The organism is Mariniflexile sp., assembly GCF_041583155.1.
Classification (GTDB): domain Bacteria; phylum Bacteroidota; class Bacteroidia; order Flavobacteriales; family Flavobacteriaceae; genus Mariniflexile.
The window spans coordinates 49,509-68,571 of sequence record NZ_JBFHGK010000015.1; the positions used below are offsets into that span (position 1 = coordinate 49,509).

13 protein-coding genes are annotated in these 19,063 nt (G+C 32.8%); 5 read left to right on the forward strand and 8 right to left on the reverse strand.

Annotated features, from left to right (window positions below):
* Window position 1 precedes the first annotated feature (1 nt).
* From gap to ABYI63_RS07680, 4 genes are all read left to right on the forward strand, one after another.
* Window positions 2-1,006, forward strand: coding sequence for a type I glyceraldehyde-3-phosphate dehydrogenase (gap, locus tag ABYI63_RS07665; protein ID WP_372755132.1), 1,005 nt, complete (start codon window positions 2-4; stop codon window positions 1,004-1,006).
* Window positions 1,007-1,088: 82 nt separating this feature from the next.
* Window positions 1,089-1,952 (forward strand): N-acetylglucosamine kinase, encoded by an 864-nt coding sequence (locus ABYI63_RS07670; protein WP_372755134.1) that lies wholly within the window; start codon window positions 1,089-1,091, stop codon window positions 1,950-1,952.
* Between the two features lie 144 nt (window positions 1,953-2,096).
* Entirely contained in the window at window positions 2,097-3,323 is a 1,227-nt protein-coding gene (locus tag ABYI63_RS07675) for an ABC transporter ATP-binding protein (protein ID WP_372755136.1), read from the forward strand.
* 158 nt (window positions 3,324-3,481) lie between these two features.
* Window positions 3,482-4,054 (forward strand): hypothetical protein, encoded by a 573-nt coding sequence (locus ABYI63_RS07680; protein WP_372755138.1) that lies wholly within the window; start codon window positions 3,482-3,484, stop codon window positions 4,052-4,054.
* Window positions 4,055-4,196: 142 nt separating this feature from the next.
* Here ABYI63_RS07680 and ABYI63_RS07685 read toward each other — a convergent pair whose 3' ends face one another.
* The 6 genes from ABYI63_RS07685 to ABYI63_RS07710 all read right to left on the reverse strand — a co-directional run bounded on the left by ABYI63_RS07685 (window position 4,197) and on the right by ABYI63_RS07710 (window position 14,171).
* Window positions 4,197-4,916, reverse strand: coding sequence for a 3-ketoacyl-ACP reductase (locus ABYI63_RS07685; RefSeq protein WP_372755140.1), 720 nt, complete (start codon window positions 4,914-4,916; stop codon window positions 4,197-4,199).
* A gap of 117 nt (window positions 4,917-5,033) precedes the next feature.
* On the reverse strand, window positions 5,034-5,924 hold the full coding sequence (locus ABYI63_RS07690) for a transglutaminase N-terminal domain-containing protein (protein ID WP_372755142.1): 891 nt from the start codon (window positions 5,922-5,924) through the stop codon (window positions 5,034-5,036).
* A 2-nt stretch (window positions 5,925-5,926) separates the two neighbouring features.
* On the reverse strand, window positions 5,927-8,485 hold the full coding sequence (locus tag ABYI63_RS07695) for a circularly permuted type 2 ATP-grasp protein (RefSeq protein WP_372755144.1): 2,559 nt from the start codon (window positions 8,483-8,485) through the stop codon (window positions 5,927-5,929).
* Window positions 8,486-8,491: 6 nt separating this feature from the next.
* Window positions 8,492-11,830 (reverse strand): DUF2126 domain-containing protein, encoded by a 3,339-nt coding sequence (locus ABYI63_RS07700; protein ID WP_372755146.1) that lies wholly within the window; start codon window positions 11,828-11,830, stop codon window positions 8,492-8,494.
* Between the two features lie 252 nt (window positions 11,831-12,082).
* Window positions 12,083-13,087 carry a sugar kinase gene (locus ABYI63_RS07705; protein WP_372755148.1) on the reverse strand — a complete coding sequence of 335 codons (1,005 nt, stop codon included), beginning with the start codon at window positions 13,085-13,087 and terminating at the stop codon, window positions 12,083-12,085.
* A 43-nt stretch (window positions 13,088-13,130) separates the two neighbouring features.
* Window positions 13,131-14,171 (reverse strand): GMP reductase, encoded by a 1,041-nt coding sequence (locus ABYI63_RS07710; protein ID WP_372755150.1) that lies wholly within the window; start codon window positions 14,169-14,171, stop codon window positions 13,131-13,133.
* Window positions 14,172-14,319: 148 nt separating this feature from the next.
* Between ABYI63_RS07710 and ABYI63_RS07715 the strand changes: the two genes are divergently transcribed.
* Entirely contained in the window at window positions 14,320-15,723 is a 1,404-nt protein-coding gene (locus ABYI63_RS07715; protein ID WP_372755152.1) for an ATP-binding protein, read from the forward strand.
* Window positions 15,724-15,754: 31 nt separating this feature from the next.
* Here ABYI63_RS07715 and ABYI63_RS07720 read toward each other — a convergent pair whose 3' ends face one another.
* Window positions 15,755-16,135 (reverse strand): RidA family protein, encoded by a 381-nt coding sequence (locus ABYI63_RS07720; RefSeq protein WP_372755154.1) that lies wholly within the window; start codon window positions 16,133-16,135, stop codon window positions 15,755-15,757.
* Window positions 16,136-16,162: 27 nt separating this feature from the next.
* Entirely contained in the window at window positions 16,163-18,832 is a 2,670-nt protein-coding gene (locus ABYI63_RS07725) for a putative LPS assembly protein LptD (protein WP_372755156.1), read from the reverse strand.
* Window positions 18,833-19,063: the final 231 nt, after the last annotated feature.

A 19,063-nucleotide genomic window follows, 5' to 3' on the forward strand; every position in this document is an offset into this window, starting at 1 on the left:
CATGTCAAAATTAAAATTAGGAATTAACGGATTTGGTAGAATAGGTAGAATTGCTTTCAGAGTTGCTGCAAGCAGACCAGAAATTGAAATCGTAGGAATTAACGACTTACTAGATGTAGAACATTTAGCTTATTTATTAAAATATGACTCAGTACACGGTCGTTTTAACGGAACTGTAGAAGTTAAAGATGGTAACTTAGTTGTAAACGGTAAAGAAATTAGAATTACAGCAGAACGTAACCCTGAAGATTTAAAATGGGATGCTGTAGGTGCTGAAGTGGTATTAGATTGTACTGGTATTTTTACAACTTTAGAAGGTGCTGGAAAACACATTACAGCAGGTGCTAAGAAAGTAGCTATTTCTGCTCCTTCTGCTGATGCACCAATGTTTGTAATGGGTGTAAACAACAGTAAAATTACTGCTAAAGATACTATTGTATCTAACGCATCTTGTACAACAAACTGTTTAGCGCCTATCGCTAAAGTTATTAATGATAACTTCGGAATCATTGAAGGTTTAATGACTACAGTTCACGCTACAACTGCTACACAGTTAACTGTTGATGGTCCTTCTAAGAAAGACTGGAGAGGTGGTCGTAGTGCTTTAGCTAATATCATTCCTTCTTCAACTGGAGCTGCAAAAGCAGTAGGAAAAGTAATTCCTGAATTAAATGGTAAACTTACTGGTATGGCTTTCAGAGTACCAACTCCAGACGTATCTGTAGTTGATTTAACTGTAAGAACTGAAAAAGCGGCATCTTGGGATGAAGTTAAAGCAGTTATCAAAAAAGCGTCTGAATCAGGTGATTTAAAAGGTGTTTTAGGATATACAGAAGAAGCGGTTGTTTCTCAAGATTTCGTTTCAGAATCTATGACAAGTGTATTTGATGCTGATGCAAGTATAGCACTTAATGATAACTTCTTTAAATTAGTATCTTGGTACGATAATGAATTTGGTTATTCAACTAAATTAGTTGATCTTGCTCAATACATTAGTAAAGTATAATTTAAGAAAATAATATTAATATGAACTCCACAGATTTATTGTATTAGTACAAAGTCTGTGGAGTTTTTTTATTTAAAAGCACATGATTTTAATTGTTGATAGTGGCTCTACAAAAAGTGATTGGATTGCAGTAGATAATACAGGCAAACAACTTTTAGAGAAGTTACGTACAAAAGGACTGAATCCTGAAATTTTAAAAGGAGATAAACTAAAAAAACTAATTAAAAAGAACCCAGAATTAAAAGCCCACCGTAAGGAAGTAACTCACGTGTTTTTTTATGGAGCTGGCTGTGGCACAGACCGTGGTAAAGAAATTGTGAATACTGCTTTGGTGGAATTTTTTCCAAATGCCGTTGTTAAAGTAGAAGAAGATACTTTGGCTGCTGTTTATGGAACTATTAGTCACGATACAGAAGCCGCAGTGGTATGTATTTTGGGAACAGGTTCTAACTGTAGTTATTTTGATGGTACCAAATTACACCAAAAAGTACAATCCTTAGGATATATTTTAATGGATGATGCTTCTGGAAATTATTATGGAAAAGAATTAATAAGAGATTATTATTTCAATTTAATGCCAGAAAACATTAAAATAGCTTTTGGTAGTAAATACAATATGGAAGCCGATTATGTAAAGTATAACATTTACAAACAACCGAATCCTAATGCTTATTTAGCAAATTTTGCAGAGTTTATGTTTTTAAACAAAGATTCAGAATACATAATAAACCTAATAAAAAAGGGAATCCGCATTTTTGTTTCTAATTATATCATGCAATATAAAGAAGAACTTAAAACAGTTCCCGTACATTTTGCAGGATCGGTAGCATACTTTGCGCAAGACCAAATTAGAGAAGTAGCAGAAGAAATGGGCTTTACCGTAGGTAATTTTGAACGCAGACCTATTGAAGGGTTGGTAGCATTTCATACTAAAAGCTTACAATAGCCTTTACATACATTAACTTTATAAGCTAAAGTTTTTATGTAATAGAAAAGACCTCGCCGATTTTTTTAATCAGTGAGGTCTTTTTTAATATATAACCAATTTAAAAAATAATTAATTAGTTTAGGTTACCTAATTAAAATAGACTTGAAAACACATAGAGCCATTTATATTTCCAATACTGATGATAAACCTAAGCTTATTAATGACATTTGTTTAGGTCTTATTTTTGAAGAATTAAGTCTGTTAAAACATGCGCTTTTTTCAGAAATCACTTTAAACAAATTTATTGAAGAGGAAATTTTGCATGGTCAATATAATGTGGTAACCGATACAAAAAATAGTTTGTTGAATTCGTCGGAAGGCGAACGTAAAAAGGCATTATTGAATCATATTATTTCCCAAAATCCTGATTGTATTATAGCAGACAATATTTTCGGAAATTTAGATATTGAAAAACAAGGTATTATCGAACAAACCTTCACTGAATTAAGTTATGAAACCCTCATTATTCAAATTACCAATAGAAAAGAAGAAATTTTACCATTTATAAAGAACACATATAAACTAGAAGGGGAAACACTTGTGGTATATAATATAGAAGAATTAAACCACGAAAAGCGCTCATCAAGTTTTGTGGAGGCTTTACCACAACCATATCGTTCCTTTTCAGAAAACATAAACCCTTTAGTAAAGTTCAATAATGTATCTGTAAAGTATAACGATCGTCCTATTTTAAACAATATTTCTTGGGAAATTAAACGAGGTGAATTTTGGCAACTAATTGGAGCAAATGGTTCTGGGAAAAGTACCATATTAAGTATGATTTATGGAGATAACCCCAAAGCTTATGGACAAGATATTACCCTTTTTGGGGTGAAAAAGGGGAGTGGTGAAAGTGTTTGGGATCTTAAAAAGAAAATTGGTTATTTTTCATCAGAGATGTTACGTGGGTTTAAACGATTAGATGCTATTGGGAATATGATTGTTTCTGGTTTTTTTGATTCTGTCGGACTTTATAAGGAACCTACTAAGGAGCAAATTAAAATCACCGAGCAATGGTTACATGTTTTAAAAATGTATGATATTCGAAAACAAAACTTTTTAGAATTATCAAAAGGTCATCAGCGGTTAGTATTAATTGCAAGAGCCATGGTTAAACATCCACCATTACTTATTTTGGATGAACCTACTAATGGACTCGACGATTTTGACGCTCAATTATTCTCCGAACTTATTAATAAAATAGCTAATGAAACGGATACTGCTATTTTGTATGTGTCTCACAGAAAAGAAGCTGGTTTAAACCCAAGTTTTATTTATAAATTAATTCCTAATTTATCTGGTTCTACCGGAAAACAAGAAATTATTTAGTAATATTTTTTTTAATTTAATTCATGAATTTATTTACATAATTAATTTATATTTATAGGTTAATGGAGAACCGAAAGTCGTGATTTCCAAACCATTTTGTATGGTATGATTAATAAGGGTTAGCTTATTATAGGTTATAAATAATTTAAAACTATTCAATGGGAATATTGTTAAGCCAAGAACCTTTTTCTTTTCAGAAAACACTTTTGATTGCATTGATTGGTGCATTGATTGGACAAACTTTAATTTTACTAGTTAGTTGGATAAAGCAAAAAATTGATTTGTCGAGAAAAAAACAAATGATTGTTAATGACTTGAATAACCAAAATAAAACTCTTGATTTGCTATCCGAAAAGCATCTTGAATTACAAGAATTATTCAAACAAAGAGAAGCCTACCAATTTACTTCAAGTGTGTTTCATACTTTACAATTAGATATTTATCAAAGTGTTCCGAAAAATGAACTTCACTTAATATTCAATAAAAAATTAGCAGATTTAGTTGATGTTTATAAATCAATTGAATTTATACAGAGTAATGGTCCATTTTGGATTTATAAAGATTATCTAGAAAAATCGGAATTACATTTAGAAGAAAAAAAGAATGAACCTGGTCACAACTTTTATTGTGATACGCATTTAGGTTTTATCGAAATCGCAATGAAGAACATTGAAAATAATATGAGTACTATTAAAGATGTAAAATCCAAAATAAAGATATTAACGGAGTAAATGACTAAACTTTAAAAAACAATAAAAACGTATTATCTGTTATAAAATTCCTTTGTTATAGAATACAAAAAAACAGCCAGAAACTATCCTAAGATTAATTTAACTAGCTGTTTTTAATTTTTTTTTTTGAAAAGAATTAACTTTATGGGTTTGTTGACCATAAAGAAGCTCCTTTAAGCATTGCTCTTCGTGGTAATTTCAATCCGGCTACAATTAATTCTGCGAAATCTTCTGGTTGTAAAACACTATCCTCTGAATCTTTTGTTGCAATACCTAGTTCAATAGACATATCTGAGGCAATGGTACTAGGCGTTAAAGTGCACACGCGAATGTTGTTTTTACGAACTTCTTTCATTAATGATTCCGACATACCTATTACTGCAAATTTAGATGCAGAATAAGCCGATGTTGTTGCATTACCACTTAAACCTGCTGTAGATGATACATTTATAATATCCCCCTCATTTTGCTTAATCATATACGGTAACACCTCTTTAGTTACATAATACATTCCCATAAGGTTGGTTTGAATTATATTACTCCACAAGTTTACGTCCATATCGTTTAAAGTTCCAAAAGCGGCAATTCCAGCATTGTTTACTAAAATATCAATGGTGTTAAATGATTGTATGATATTGTTAATACCTGTTTTAACCTCGTTATAATTCGCTACATCAAATGCGGCGTAAGTGGCAGTAATACCAAATGCTTCCAATTCAGCAACTGTTTCTTTTAAGTTGGCCTCATTTCTCCCAGTTATAGCCACATCAATACCTTCTTTTGCAAATGCTATAGCTGTTGCCTTTCCTAAACCTCTGCTGCCACCGGTTATAAGTGCTTTTTTATTTTGTAAAGTTTTCATATACTATTTTTGAATGAATTTTATTGATTTACTATTTTAGAATATAGCGAAATTAATAATTTTAGAAAGTACAATTGTTACGTATTATCTTAAAAAAAGACTAAAATTAGAAGCATGTTAAACTGCAGGCCTAATATCAACTGCTACGCTCATTTTATTTTTTCCTGCACTATAAATAACACCTTTCAGAGGAGGTACATCATAATAGTCGCGACCCCAAGATACTGTTATATGTTGGTTTTTCGGAATTTGATTGTTTGTGGGGTCAAAATCCACCCAACCAAACGTAGGGATATAAACCGAAAACCATGCATGGGATGCATCAGTACCAATAAGTTTTTCTTTTCCTGGAGGCGGTAAAGTTTCAATATATCCGCTTACGTACCGTGCAGGTAGTCCCATAGAACGTACACAGGCAATAGCTATTTGCGCAAAATCTTGGCAAACACCTTTTTTCTCTTTTATAACTTCTTGGATTGGTGTTGCAATGGTACTAAATTCTGAATCGAAATCAAACTCAGTATAAATTCGTTGCATCAACTCATACGATGCTTCAAAAATAGACCGATTTGGTTTAAAAGATTTTTCCGCATAATTTTTAATTTCATCTGAAATTTTAGCAATGAATATAGATTCCAAAATGTATTGCTTCACTTCAATTGTTTCTGCGGTATTTGTTTTTAAAATAGCTAGAGCCTCTTTTAAAGTTATCGCTTTTCCAGTTTCTGAATTTTCAATATCTGGTTGCAATGTATAATCTCGAGCTATTTTACTTTTTGCTGTTACAATTAATTCGGTATGGTGTTTTTGAATAGAAAATCTGGTTATAGTGTTTCCAAAAAAATCCAATCGTTCGGTAATTTCTGCAGGTTCTGGGCTAATTTCTAAGTCATACTCCAATAAAGTTTGCCCTACCATGTTTTTAGGCTTTAAGGTAGCAATATTATGGCAAAAGGTTACCCCACTTTCGTAATAATAATGTGTTGTATGTGATACTTTAAAATCCATAATTATAACGGGAAATTTTGATTCACCAACTGTTTTTGTTGATACGAATGGTTAAAATAGGTATCGGAAATAGCTAATGAAGTTTCATGTAGTAAATCACTCAATTCAGCGAGTTCATCATCTAAATTTTGTCTTAAAATATCATCATTATCTAATTCCAAAAGCGATTCAATATTTAAACTTCTAATTTTGGTATTAGCTACTGAAATGAATTTTTGACAAAGTGTAGCCTTACCATTAATTTCGGAATGCGGTAGTCTATCAATATCTTTTTGTATGCGACGAAGTTGATAAGTTAACGATTTTGGATATTCCGTATCTAATAGTATCAGGTGAATAACATTTTCAATACTTAAATATGAACGATAACTGTAACGGTAAATATTTAAACTTTCATGGCTGGTTAATAAGGATTCTAATATTTCATATTGAGGCTGTTGTTTGTAATTTACAACCAGAAGTGAACGGCATTTTGCAATGTTCATCATGGCTTGTTCGGTTTGTAAACCTATAAAATACAATAGTAATCCTTGCTCTACCAATATACTTTCTTCAATAAGCCCCATAAAAGCGATGAGTCTTGTTATAATCCGATCTAATACTTTAGTAAGTGCTGGAATGGAGGTTTTATCATCATCTTCTTCAAAACGTTTCCATATTTTTTGAATACCATCAAATACACGCCACATATCTTTGGACCATAAATTTCGGAGTGTGTAATATGAATTATTAAAACTAGATAATGTTTGAGCAAAACCACCCGATCTATCCTTATCTAACATTAAAGATACAATTTCCTGAAGAGGATTATTTAAAGCAATTTCGGCTTCTTTTCCAACAAATCCTGGAAAGGTAGAAGTAATATTAGTTACAGATTGCAACAAAAGTAGTAAACTTTCGGATTGCGGCTTTTTTTGATTATACTGTTCGGTACTCATTTTATTAAGAACCGTCCTTAAAAAACGAGCCGTAACTAAAGCTCTACCCAAATACCTACCAGACCAATATAAGTTTTCAGCAGTATTACTTGGTAAGTCGTTGATTCCGGAAATTGAATTTTTTGTGGTATTATCCCATGCATAATTTTGAATACTGGTTTGGGGTTCATCACTAACCACCCAAAAATCTTTACTTACACCTCCACGCTGGTTAGAAACAAATAAGTTTTCGCGCTCTGCTGCCACACGCACTAAGCCACCCGGCATTACCTCATAGCTATTTTTTTTAGCTACTGAGAAAATGCGACATAGCACTTTTCTTGGCTCTAATTTACCATTAACAAAATCGGGGGCTGTTGAAAACGTTATACGGTCTTGTGCAACAAAAACAAACGGATTAGATAAAATTTCATTTTTTAACTTTTCAAGTTGATCAGGTTTCAAAAATTCACAGAAAAAGATATTTTCTCTATTTGATCTATCAATACGTTTTACTACTAAATTAGGTAAATTGTTTAGAACGTAATTACGTTCTTTTTCTTGTCCACACCACCAAGATGCAATTTGCGGTAAAATTAACTCTTCATTAAAAAAGTATTTACAAATAGCATTCATAAAAGGTATTAAACCTGAGTTTTCTATAACACCGCTACCAATTGGGTTTACTATGGTAACGTTTTGCTCACGAACAACATCTAACAAACCTGCTACACCCAAATAGGAGTCTTCACGCAGTTCTAAGGGGTCCATAAATACGTCGTCAACCCGTCTGTAAATAACATCAACCTGTTTTAGTTCTTTAAGGGATTTCATCCAAATTTTACCGCTTCTCACAACCAAGTCGTTACCAGTAACCAACGGGTAGCCTAAGAAAGATGACATATAAGCATGTTCAAAATAGGTTTCGTTTAGTGGTCCCGGAGTAAGAATTACGATGTTAGGATTTTCTTTGTTTTGAGGAGCCGCTTCAACCAGCATTTGGTTAAAATCGAAAAAGAAATTTGAAGGTTGTTTAACATTAATGTCCTTAAAAATATCAGGCAATATCCTACCTATTGAAAATCGATTTTCTAGGGCATAACCCATTCCGGAAGGAGCCTGAGCCCTATCATTAACCACCCAAAGCTGGCCGTCTGGACCACGAGCTAAATCTGCCGAATGTATTAATAAATTCTTTGCTGTTTTGTATTGAATTTGGTCGCATTGTCTTAAAAATCCACGGTGTGCATAAATGACTTCCGGTGGTATAATGCCATTTTTTATAAGTTTACGCTCGCCATAAATATCTTTTAAAACTAAATTTAATAATTCCGAGCGTTGCTTAATACCTTTTTCAATTGTTACCCATTCCTTTTGATGAATAATAAAGGGAACAATATTTAGTTCCCAAGCACGATGCATGCCTTTCGGGTCGTTATAAACATTGTAGGTTACCCCATTTTCATCCATTAACCAATCAATCTCATTTTGTTTTGAGATTAAGGTTTCCGTACCCATCTGGGTTAAATTATTTAATAATTTTTCCCAATCAGGATTTACAGCCATATTTGATTTTAGGACTTCGTCGTTGTTACGAAATTCAGAAAAATAATTCTTAAACAGGGCATTTTTATCAATCAGCATCAATCTTTATTTTTTTCTTAAATCGAGGGTATTCGGAAATTCAGAATTTATTTCTAATTCTTTATATTTAAATTTGTTCGAGTTTAATTTGTTTTTAAAGTCTTCGAATTCCTTCTCATCAATGAAGTTTTCTTTTACTTTTTCCAATTCACCTTGTGTGTGTCCAATATCCCAAAAACGATTAATACGTCTAGATTCAGCTTCATAACTATTTACCGGATAGGTTTCATATGAACGTCCACCAGGATGCGAAACAAAATAAGTGAACCCTCCAATAGAATGTTTGTTCCAAGTATCAACTACATCAAACACCAAAGGAGTATCAACACCAATGGTTGGGTGAAGTGAAGAATACGGATTCCAAGCTTTATATCGAATACCTGAAACATACACACCATTTATTTTTGTTTTTTTCAAAGGCACTTTTACACCGTTGCAAGTTATAATATATCTTTCATTAATAAAATTAGAAACTTTAATTTGTACACGTTCGGTTGAAGAATCTACATAGCGAGATGTACCACCGCCAGTCATTTCTTCTCCTAATACGTGCCAAGGTTCAATAGCAGCTCGCAATTCTAAGTGAATATCTCCTATTGTTTTCAAACCTAATAAAGGGAATCTGAACTCAAAAAATGGATCGAACCAATCTTCACTAAACTCATAGCCCGCTTGATTTAATTGCATGACAATGCTACTTATATCTTCTTTTACAAAGTGTTCAATTAAAAATTTATCGTGCAATTCTGTACCCCAACGAATTAATTTATGTTCGTATGGTGTTTTCCAGAACCAAGCTACTAATGTTCTAACCAATAAATTTTGCATCAAACTCATTTGAGGATGCGGAGGCATATCAAAGGCACGAAGTTCTAATATTCCTAAACGACCTGAAGATGAATCTGGTGAATACATTTTATCGATGCAAAATTCTGCACGGTGCGTATTTCCAGTTAAATCTGTTAATAAATGACGGAATAATCTATCTGTTAACCAAAAAGGAACCTCGCCGTCTTTAGGGATGTTACTAAATGCGATTTCTAATTCATATAAATTTTCTAATCGACCTTCATCTACACGTGGTGCCTGACTAGTTGGCCCAACGAAAGCCCCTGAAAATAAATAGGATAAACCAGGGTGGTGCTGCCAAAATGTTAAAAGACTTCGTAGCAAACTAGGTTTTCTTAATAATGGACTATCCGCAGGAGTAAGTCCTCCAAGAGTAACGTGGTTACCACCACCAGTGCCGGTATGTTTACCATCAATCATGTATTTTACAGTACCTAAACGGGATTGTTTGGCATGCTCATACAGTTTAAAAGTGGTGTTGGTTAGTTCAGCCCAGTTTTTAGAAGGGTGTACGTTAATTTCGATAACACCTGGATCTGGGGTTATTTTCAATGACTCCAAACGGTTGTCTTTAGGAGCACTGTAACCTTCTAAGATAACTGGTATATTTAATTTTGCTGCAGTAGCTTCGATAGATGCTATCAGATTTAAAAACACTTCTGCTGAATGTGTAGGAGGTAAAAACAAATGAAGTTTTCCGTTTCTAATTTCAGCGCATAATGCGGTTCTTATGAAAAACTCATCCTCATACGGATCTAATTTGTTTTTTAGGAATTTCTCACGTCTTACTAAAACAGAATAGAAATATTGAGGTAAATCTTCTTGTTTAGAAAATTGATCCTGTTCTATAACCGGAAACTCTTTTTGTTTTGGATTTCTTAAAAGAGAATCTAATGGTAACCTTAAACCAATGGGGGAATTACCTGGTAATAAAAAGATGTGATTACGTCTGAATGTCCAATTTGAAGTAAACCATTTATTTTTATAATTGTTTAATGGAAGCACATAACCAACAGGTTTTGAGGTGCCTGACTTTAAAATTTCTTTCAATTTATCTTTAACCAACATATTACCATCCTCTTCAGTTGGGTCTATATCAATGGGCATTTTACTTTCTTCCCAAAGAAAATAGAAGCTATCTTCGTAGGTAGGTTTTATGGTTTGATCTGTGATTCCTAAAAACGTTGTTAGGGTTTCTAAAAACAACTTATCAGCATCTTTTGGTAATTCGCTATTATCAGTAGAAAACATTGAAAACAAATCTTTGTTTCTATGTCTCCACATAGATTTACCATCTTTTCTCCAGCATAATTCTATATTCCATCTTGGTAACGGTTCACCAGGATACCATTTTCCTTGTGCTTGATGCACGATACCATTTTCACTAAATTCATCATATAATTTAGCAGCCAAATTTCGGGCAAGTTTTCGCTTGTGATCTCCATCTGCTTCGGTATTCCATTCTTCACCTTCCATATCATCAATGGAAATAAAAGTGGGTTCTCCACCCATGGTAAGTCTTACGTCCCCCTTTTTTAAGTCTTTTTCAACTTTATAACCTAATGTGTTTATTGCATCCCATTGCTCATCTGTATATGGTTTGGTAACACGAGGAGACTCAAAAATACGAGTTACCGAGTTTTCAAAAAAGAACTCAGTTTCACACACATCACTCATTCCACTTACTGGGGCAGCACTTTCAAAAGAAGGAGTACAAGCTAAAGGAATATGCCCTTCGCCAGCTAATAAGCCTGAGGTAGCATCAAAACCAATCCAACCAGCGCCAGGAATATATACTTCAGCCCAGGCATGTAAATCAGTAAAATCTTCTTCAGGGCCAGAAGGACCATCTAATGATTTTTCATCAGATTTTAGTTGAACCAAGTAACCAGAAACAAAGCGTGCGCCAAAACCTAAATGGCGTAATGTTTGCACAAATAACCAAGCGTAATCTCTACAGGAACCACTTTTTAACTTAAGAGTTTCTTCACATGTTTGAACTCCAGGGTCTAAACGTATATTATATTTTAGTAATTCATATATTTTTCTATTGATATCAATTAAAAAATAAATGGTTTTTCGAGGTGTTTTATCTATCGTTTTTAAAAAGTCTTGCAACAATTTCCCTTTATCTGTAATTTCGAGATAGGGTAGAAGTTCTTTTTTTACCGTTTCATTGTATTCAAAAGGATATTCTTCAGCATACTCTTCAACAAAGAAATCGAATGGGTTGATGGTTTTTAAGTCGGCAATAATTTCAACTTCAATAGACAACTCTTTTGTTTTTTCAGGAAAAATTAAACGTGCTAAATAGTTTCCGAAGGGGTCTTGTTGCCAATTGAAAAACTGATTTTCAGGTTTTATTTTTATTGAGTAAGCTTCAATTGGTGTTCTGCTATGTGGTGCAGGACGCAATCTGAAAATGTGAGGAGATAACGACACGGACCTGTCGTATTTGTAAAGCGTTTTGTGTGAAATTACTATTTTTAAAGCCATAAATAATCCAATTATTGAGATTACAATTTAAGTGATTTTTATCTGAAATGTAAAGGAACTGCATAAAAAAGTAAAAGAATATATAATGCTTATTTTTTTAAATTTAAATTAGCATTTTTATAATTTTAAGGACTTTTTTTTTCTGATAAAAAATAAATATTTATACATCAAAGCGGTTATTACTTAAACACCTGTTAAAAAAATCAATTTTTTTAACAGGTGTTTAAGTATATTTTGTGTCTCTAAAATAAATTATCGGTTAAATCTACCAGAAACATTCCCATCAAGAATTCCTGTAACTTCTGCAACATTGGCATAGTTAACATCTCCTTCGTAAGTGTGTTTTAAAGCACAGGCAGCACTTGCAAATTCCATGGATTTGTAGTCGTCAAACTTTTGTAAACCATAAATTAATCCAGCAGCAAAAGCATCTCCAGTACCAATTCTATCAATAATATGTGTTATATCGAAATCGCTCGTTTCTCTAAATTCTTTCCCGTTCCACATTCTAGCTCTTATCTTGTGCCAAGACGCATTTATAGGGGTACGTATTTTATCGAAAACCTTTTCAATAGAAGGAAAATCGTTCATTAAATGCTTACTTGCTTCAATAAAATCATCATTTGAATAACTGTATTTTGTGCCCAAAACTTCATTAATTTCATCGATACCTCCAATAAAAATGGTAGAGTAAGAAAGTAAATCCATTAATACATCTTTTGCATTTTCGCCATATTGCCACAACCCTTTACGGTAAGTAGGATCTGAACTTACAGGAATGCCTAGTTTTTTAGCAATTTTTAAACCTGCTTTAAGGGTGTCATAGGCACCTTTACTAAGTGCAGGAGTAATTCCTGTCCAATGTACCCATTTCCCTTTTCTTAAAATACTTTCCCATTTTACCATTTCTGGTTTAATGTCGGAAAACGAAGAATGTGAACGGTTATAAGATATTGCACTTGGTCGCATTACAGCACCAACTTCTAAAAAATAAACACCCAAGGGTCTGTTTGAGCGTACTATAGCAGAAGTACTCACACCAAATTTTTGAATATATGAAATCGCCGTATCTCCAACAAAATCGTTGGAAACGCAACTAATATGTTTAACTTTTTCACCAAAATTGGCTATTGAAATTCCAACATTAACTTCGGTACCACCAAAATAGAACTCTAATAAATTGGCTTGTATAAATTTTTTGTTTCCTTCTGGCGATAATCGCATCAAAACTTCTCCAAATGTTATTATTTGCTTCATAATGTAAAAATACGTGTGACTTTAATTTTGCTTAAATTATAAATTAATTTGTATAAACTCTGTTTTCTTGCTCGTTTACTCTAATAAACGTTGTTCGTTTTGTTAGTTCTTTTAAACGTTGTGCGCCAACATAGGTGCAAGTACTTCTTAAACCACCTAAAATATCTTGCAAAGTGTTTTCAACATCACCTCTATAGGGAACTTCTACGGTTTTTCCTTCGCTTGCTCGATAATCGGCCACGCCACCAACGTGTTTTTCCATTGCGGTTGATGAACTCATACCATAAAATTTACGATATGGTTTTCCATCTTTTTCAATAATTTCACCACCACTTTCAGTATGTCCGGCAAGCATACCACCTAGCATTACAAAATCGGCTCCTGCACCAAAGGCTTTTGCTATATCACCAGGTATGGTACATCCACCATCACTAATTATTTGTCCTCCTAAACCGTGCGCCGCATCTGCACATTCAATTATTGCAGAAAGTTGTGGATAACCAACCCCGGTTTTTATACGTGTGGTACATACCGATCCTGGACCAATTCCTACCTTTACTATATCAGCACCAGAAAGTAATAATTCTTCAACCATTTCACCTGTAACTACGTTTCCTGCAATAATAACTTTGTCTGGATAACGCATTCTAGTTTGTTTTACAAAATTAGCAAAATGTTCAGAATAGCCGTTAGCTACGTCAATACAAATAAATTTAAGGTAGGGGTTTTGCTTAAACACGGTTGCTAAATGCTCGGAGTCTTTTTTGCTAATACCTGTACTTACGGCTATAAAATTTTCAATACCTTCAGGTAAATTGGATGAAAAAACACTCCAATCATCCAGAGAATAATGCTTGTGTATTGCCGTAAATAGTTTTTGTTTTGATAAAGCCCTGGCCATTTCAAAGGTGCCTACGGTATCCATATTTGCTGCAATTATTGGAATTCCCGACCAAGAAATTGGACTGTGTAAAAATTTAAATTCACGTTCTAAACTTACTTCCGATCTACTTTTCAATGTAGAGCGTTTTGGACGAATCATCACATCCTTAAATCCAAGTTTTATATCATATTCTATGCGCATGTACTAGTTTATTATTGTCTTTTGAAAGTGAATTTTATGAAGTGATAAATTTAATTAAAACAAATTTAAGTATTGACTTTAAATAGCAATAATACTTTTGTTAATTAATATTATTATGGATAAGTTTGTTAAAACGAGTACTTATTATATGAGATTTCCATTACAGTTTGTTAAATCTATAAAAACGAAACGATTATTATCTATAATCATTTTGATATTTATTGTGCTTGTATTGCTATTGGCCTATTTTTTTCTTGAAGAGAAAATGAATAATGGTGTTATAATACTGTTTTTATTGGGCATCTCAATTGCACAGATTTTTATTTTGCAATATTTTTTTAGAAATCAATTAAAAAACGAGCTTAAAATTTCGAATTTAAATTTAAGAATTAAGGAGTTAAGAACGAGTCTAGACGAAGTTAATAAGCTTGCCGACCATAAATCCATTTATTTGGAGAATATGAGTTATGAAATCCGTACACCTTTAAGTACCATTTTAGGTATGTTGAATATTCTGAAGCAAACCAATTTAGATGCAGATCAAAAAGCACAGGTAGAAATTGCCGAATATTCTTCTAGACATTTACTTCAATTGGTTGATATGGTTACAAGTAACGCCGATTTGGAAAGGGAAGACGATATAGAACTCAATTTACTGGCCATAGATTTAAATTCAGATTTATCAAAACTTTTTAAAATTTTTGAATATCAGGCTTGGGAGAAGGGATTGCAATTTGAATACAAGTTTTTGGTTGATGATAAGCGAAAATACTTTCTTTTGGGTGATTCCATGCGTATTCAGCAGATTATGATTAATTTGATTAACAATGCCATAAAGTTTACAAATACAGGCAAAATTTCAATAATAGTTGATCAAACCGTTAGTATCGATGATGAGCAAATTGTTTCTTTTTACATTAAAGATACTGGTATTGGCTTGAGAGCCGATGAAATTAAGAAAGTGTTTTACGATCCCAAATTATATAACTCAAGAATTTTGAAAGATTATAGAGGCGGAGGTTTAGGCTTATCTATTTCTCATAAACTAGTGAAATTAATGGGTGGCGAATTAAAATTGGAAAGCAAAGAAAACGAAGGTTCTACTTTTTATTTTACACTTCAATTCAAAAAAACACTTAATGTGGAAACAGAGGTTGAAAATGAAAAACCTATTTTATCTGAAAAATTCAGTGTTCTGGTAGCGGAGGATAACCGAATGAACCAAAAAGTGATTAAATTTTTGTTGGAACAGCAAGGAGCTGATTGTACTTTCGCTAAAAATGGTTTAGAAGCTGTGGAGTTATATAAAATTTTAGACTTCGATATGATTTTTATGGATATTTACATGCCAGACATGGATGGATATCAAGCTACAAAAGCGATAAAAGAAACCGCAAAATATTCAGAATTAAAAACTCCAATTATTGCGGTATCTGCTAGTGCTTTTGATGTGGATATAGTGAATGCAAAATTAGCTGGTATTGATGATTTTTTAGCAAAACCTATTGAGGTTACAAAGCTAAAAGAATTATTAATTACTTATTCCAACTAAGTTTTTTAAGCCTAAAATAATATGATAAAAATTATTTTACTGCAATCATACTAATTTCAACATTTACATTTTTTGGTAAACGTGCTACTTGAACAGTTTCACGCGCTGGAGCATTGGCTTCATCAAAATAACTGCCATAAATCTCATTAATCTGAGCAAAATCATCCATATCACTTATGAAAATTGATGATTTAATTACATTAGCAAAAGTCATTTCAGCCGCCTCTAAAACTGCCTGTAAATTTTGCATTACTTGTTTTGTTTCATTTTTAATATCTGTTAAAACAAGTTCTCCTGTTACCGGGTTGATTGCTATTTGGCCTGAAGTATAAAGAGTGTTTCCAGTTAAAATAGCCTGATTATAAGGTCCAATTGGAGCTGGTGCTTTAGGTGTATTAATAACTTTTTTCATGTTAATTATATTTAATTTTTTTGTTTTTTAAAGCTCTCTATCACCTTGGTTTCGTTTTTCGTATTTTAAATCTTGTAACATACTAGATTTAATTCCGATAAAGAAATTCCAAGAAGAATATGTTCCAAAAGGTACCCAACTAAAATTCATTCGCCAACTATCCAAATCACGTTCAAATCGCAATTGGGTTGATGTAAATCCTGCATTTTTTAAATCGTACCCAGATGATGCTCCAATGGACCATTTTTGTGTTAACTGAATATCTCCGGAAAACATTAAAGAGTGAGAAGAAATTTCATTTTGTCTGGAGCTATTGGAGTAATTTACGGCATAGGCCAGTTGTAAACTCCATGGAATTTTGAAATTATAGTATTCACTAGGTTTTTCTTCCTGGTCTTTTTTTGTATCATCAAATTGTTGGTTAGAAAAGTCTTGAGATACACCAAATAAATCATCATCACGCCCGCCACCTTGTAAATTTTCCTTTCGAGATTGGCTGTTATCATTCTTTTTACCACCTTCCTTACTGGAAATAGACCAGCTGGTTGTAAGATTTGCACTTGTTAACCTGAAAAGGCTCCCACCATTTTCAATATTAAATTTATTAATTCGTGTGTTATTGTTGTTTAGTGCATATGGGTCCAAGGTTGCACCAAAATTAATACTCATTTTATTATTAAAAATTTGGGTACCACCACTTACACGAACCGGGCTCCACTGCAGTGAGTCGCCTGCAAAATTATAAGATGTAGAAAAGTTAAGGTTGTTTAATAGAATTATTTTTTTAGATTCGGTAGCTGTACTATCCTTATCCCGTACTTTGGCTTCTAAATTATTAGATACAGAGAAACTCATAGAACTAGAAAACGTTTTGCCAGGAGACCCAAACTGTCCACCTTCAAAACGGGTGTATTGCAAGGCAGAGCTGGATTGTAAAAGCTCCACTTCTGCAGCGGTTAAACCATCGGCATTTACTACCTCGGCACTTTCGTAATATTTATCAAAAGCGGGGTTTATATTATAACTTATGGAAGGCCGCACTACGTGTCTTATAGCCTTTAACTTAGAGTCTTTTCCATCTTTTTCAAAATTGAACATTCCATAAATTGTAGTACCTATACTAGTACTAAAATTATAGGTTCTAAAGGCATCAAAACCAGTTAAATCTTCCGTTGTTGTTGTTTTGGTTACAGCATCGTATGTTTTATTAATGGTGTTAAAGGTCCAAACTTCATTAAAACTACTACTTGCACTTAAACTAAAATATTTAAATAATTTGAAATTAGTAGTTAAAGGTATAGTATGTTGAAAACCTGTTTCAGCATCATCAAACATTTCCTTTTTAAAGAATAAAGAATCGGTGGTTTGAATGCTGTTTTCGCCTCTCAAACTATACTGTAAATTGATGTTTTGAATAATGCCGTTTTTAGATCCCGTTTTGGGGGCAAACGGATAAATTCTACTCAAAGTTCCCTGAAAGGTGGGAAGCGTCATGTTAATTTGTTGCGTTTGTGTGTTTTGTGAGTGAGTGGCTGTTAGGCTAACACTTGCCTCAGGTTCTCCCTGAAACGTTTTAGAGTAGGAAATAGATGATGATAACGTATTATTAAATCTATTACTAAAATTAACCTGATTTAAAGAGTTTTGATAATAGGAACTACTCCCTAAGTTTACCGAAGCAGAAAATCGTGAATTTGGGTTTGATTTTGAATCTTGACTATGCGACCATCTTAAATTGTATATTGTTGATTTTGAATAATCGGAGAATCCACGTTCACTGTTTATTTGGCTTTCATATCTAAAAGTCATACTTCCAGAATATTTATAGCGTCTTTTGTAAGCGTTTTCTAAACGAAAACCATAACTACCATTGGTATAATAATCACCCATTATGGCTAAATCTACATAGTCGCTAATAGCTAAGTAATACCCACCGTTTTGTAAAAAGTAACCACGGTCATTATCTTCACCAAAACTAGGAATAATAACCCCTGATGTTTGTTTTTCAGACTGAGGAAAGAAACTAAAGGGTAACCAAACCGGAGTTGGAATATCATATATATATAAACCAGCAGCACCCGTTATTATTTTTTTGCCTGGTACAATTTTAGCTTTAAGTAAACGGATATAATATTCTGGATCTTCTTCATTCTCTGCCGTAGTATATCTTGCATTTTTTAAAAAGTAAACAGAATCATTTTCTTTTTTTGTAATAGAAGCAATTATTTTACCTTCTCCTTGTTCTGTTTTAGAATTGAAAATAAGTGCTTTTTTAGATTTTGTGTTAAAAATTATAGAATCGGGTTCTACAACATTAGCGCCCTGAGTAAATACGGGTTTTTGCGTATACCCACCTAAAGAATCCTTAATGCCTCTTGCATAAACAGTGTTTTTCTTATAATCTATGGTGATGCTGCCCGCCGCAATATTCATATCACCATAATCAATTGTAGCTTCGTTATGTAAATATAGCTTGTTTTCTTTTTGATTAAATTTCGTGTAATCATTAGCATGGTATTTAACAATGTGTTCTAATAATTCCTTTTTAGGAACGATAGAATCGTTTACAATGCTGTCTTTAGCTTTTACATTAGGTGTTGTAACAGCCATAGTGTCAATAGAAATATTGATACTATCTTTAACACTTCGGTCTATGGGGACTCCTCCCTTAGGGAGGTCTTGTGCAAAGCTTACCATGTTAATAAACATTGTAAAACTAATTGCAAAAAGTATTTTAAAGTTGTTTGTGTGCAACGCTTTTAAATGTATTTTTGTAAAAGTATGGCTCGATTTTTGAAAAGCCAAAATTACATATATTTTTCTGTGATTAAATTTATTATTCAATTAAATTTTAAATTAAACTTGGACATAACTTTTTCGAGTAATAAACCAAGTTTTTTGATGGTTAAAATGTAAAAGAAACTTAAT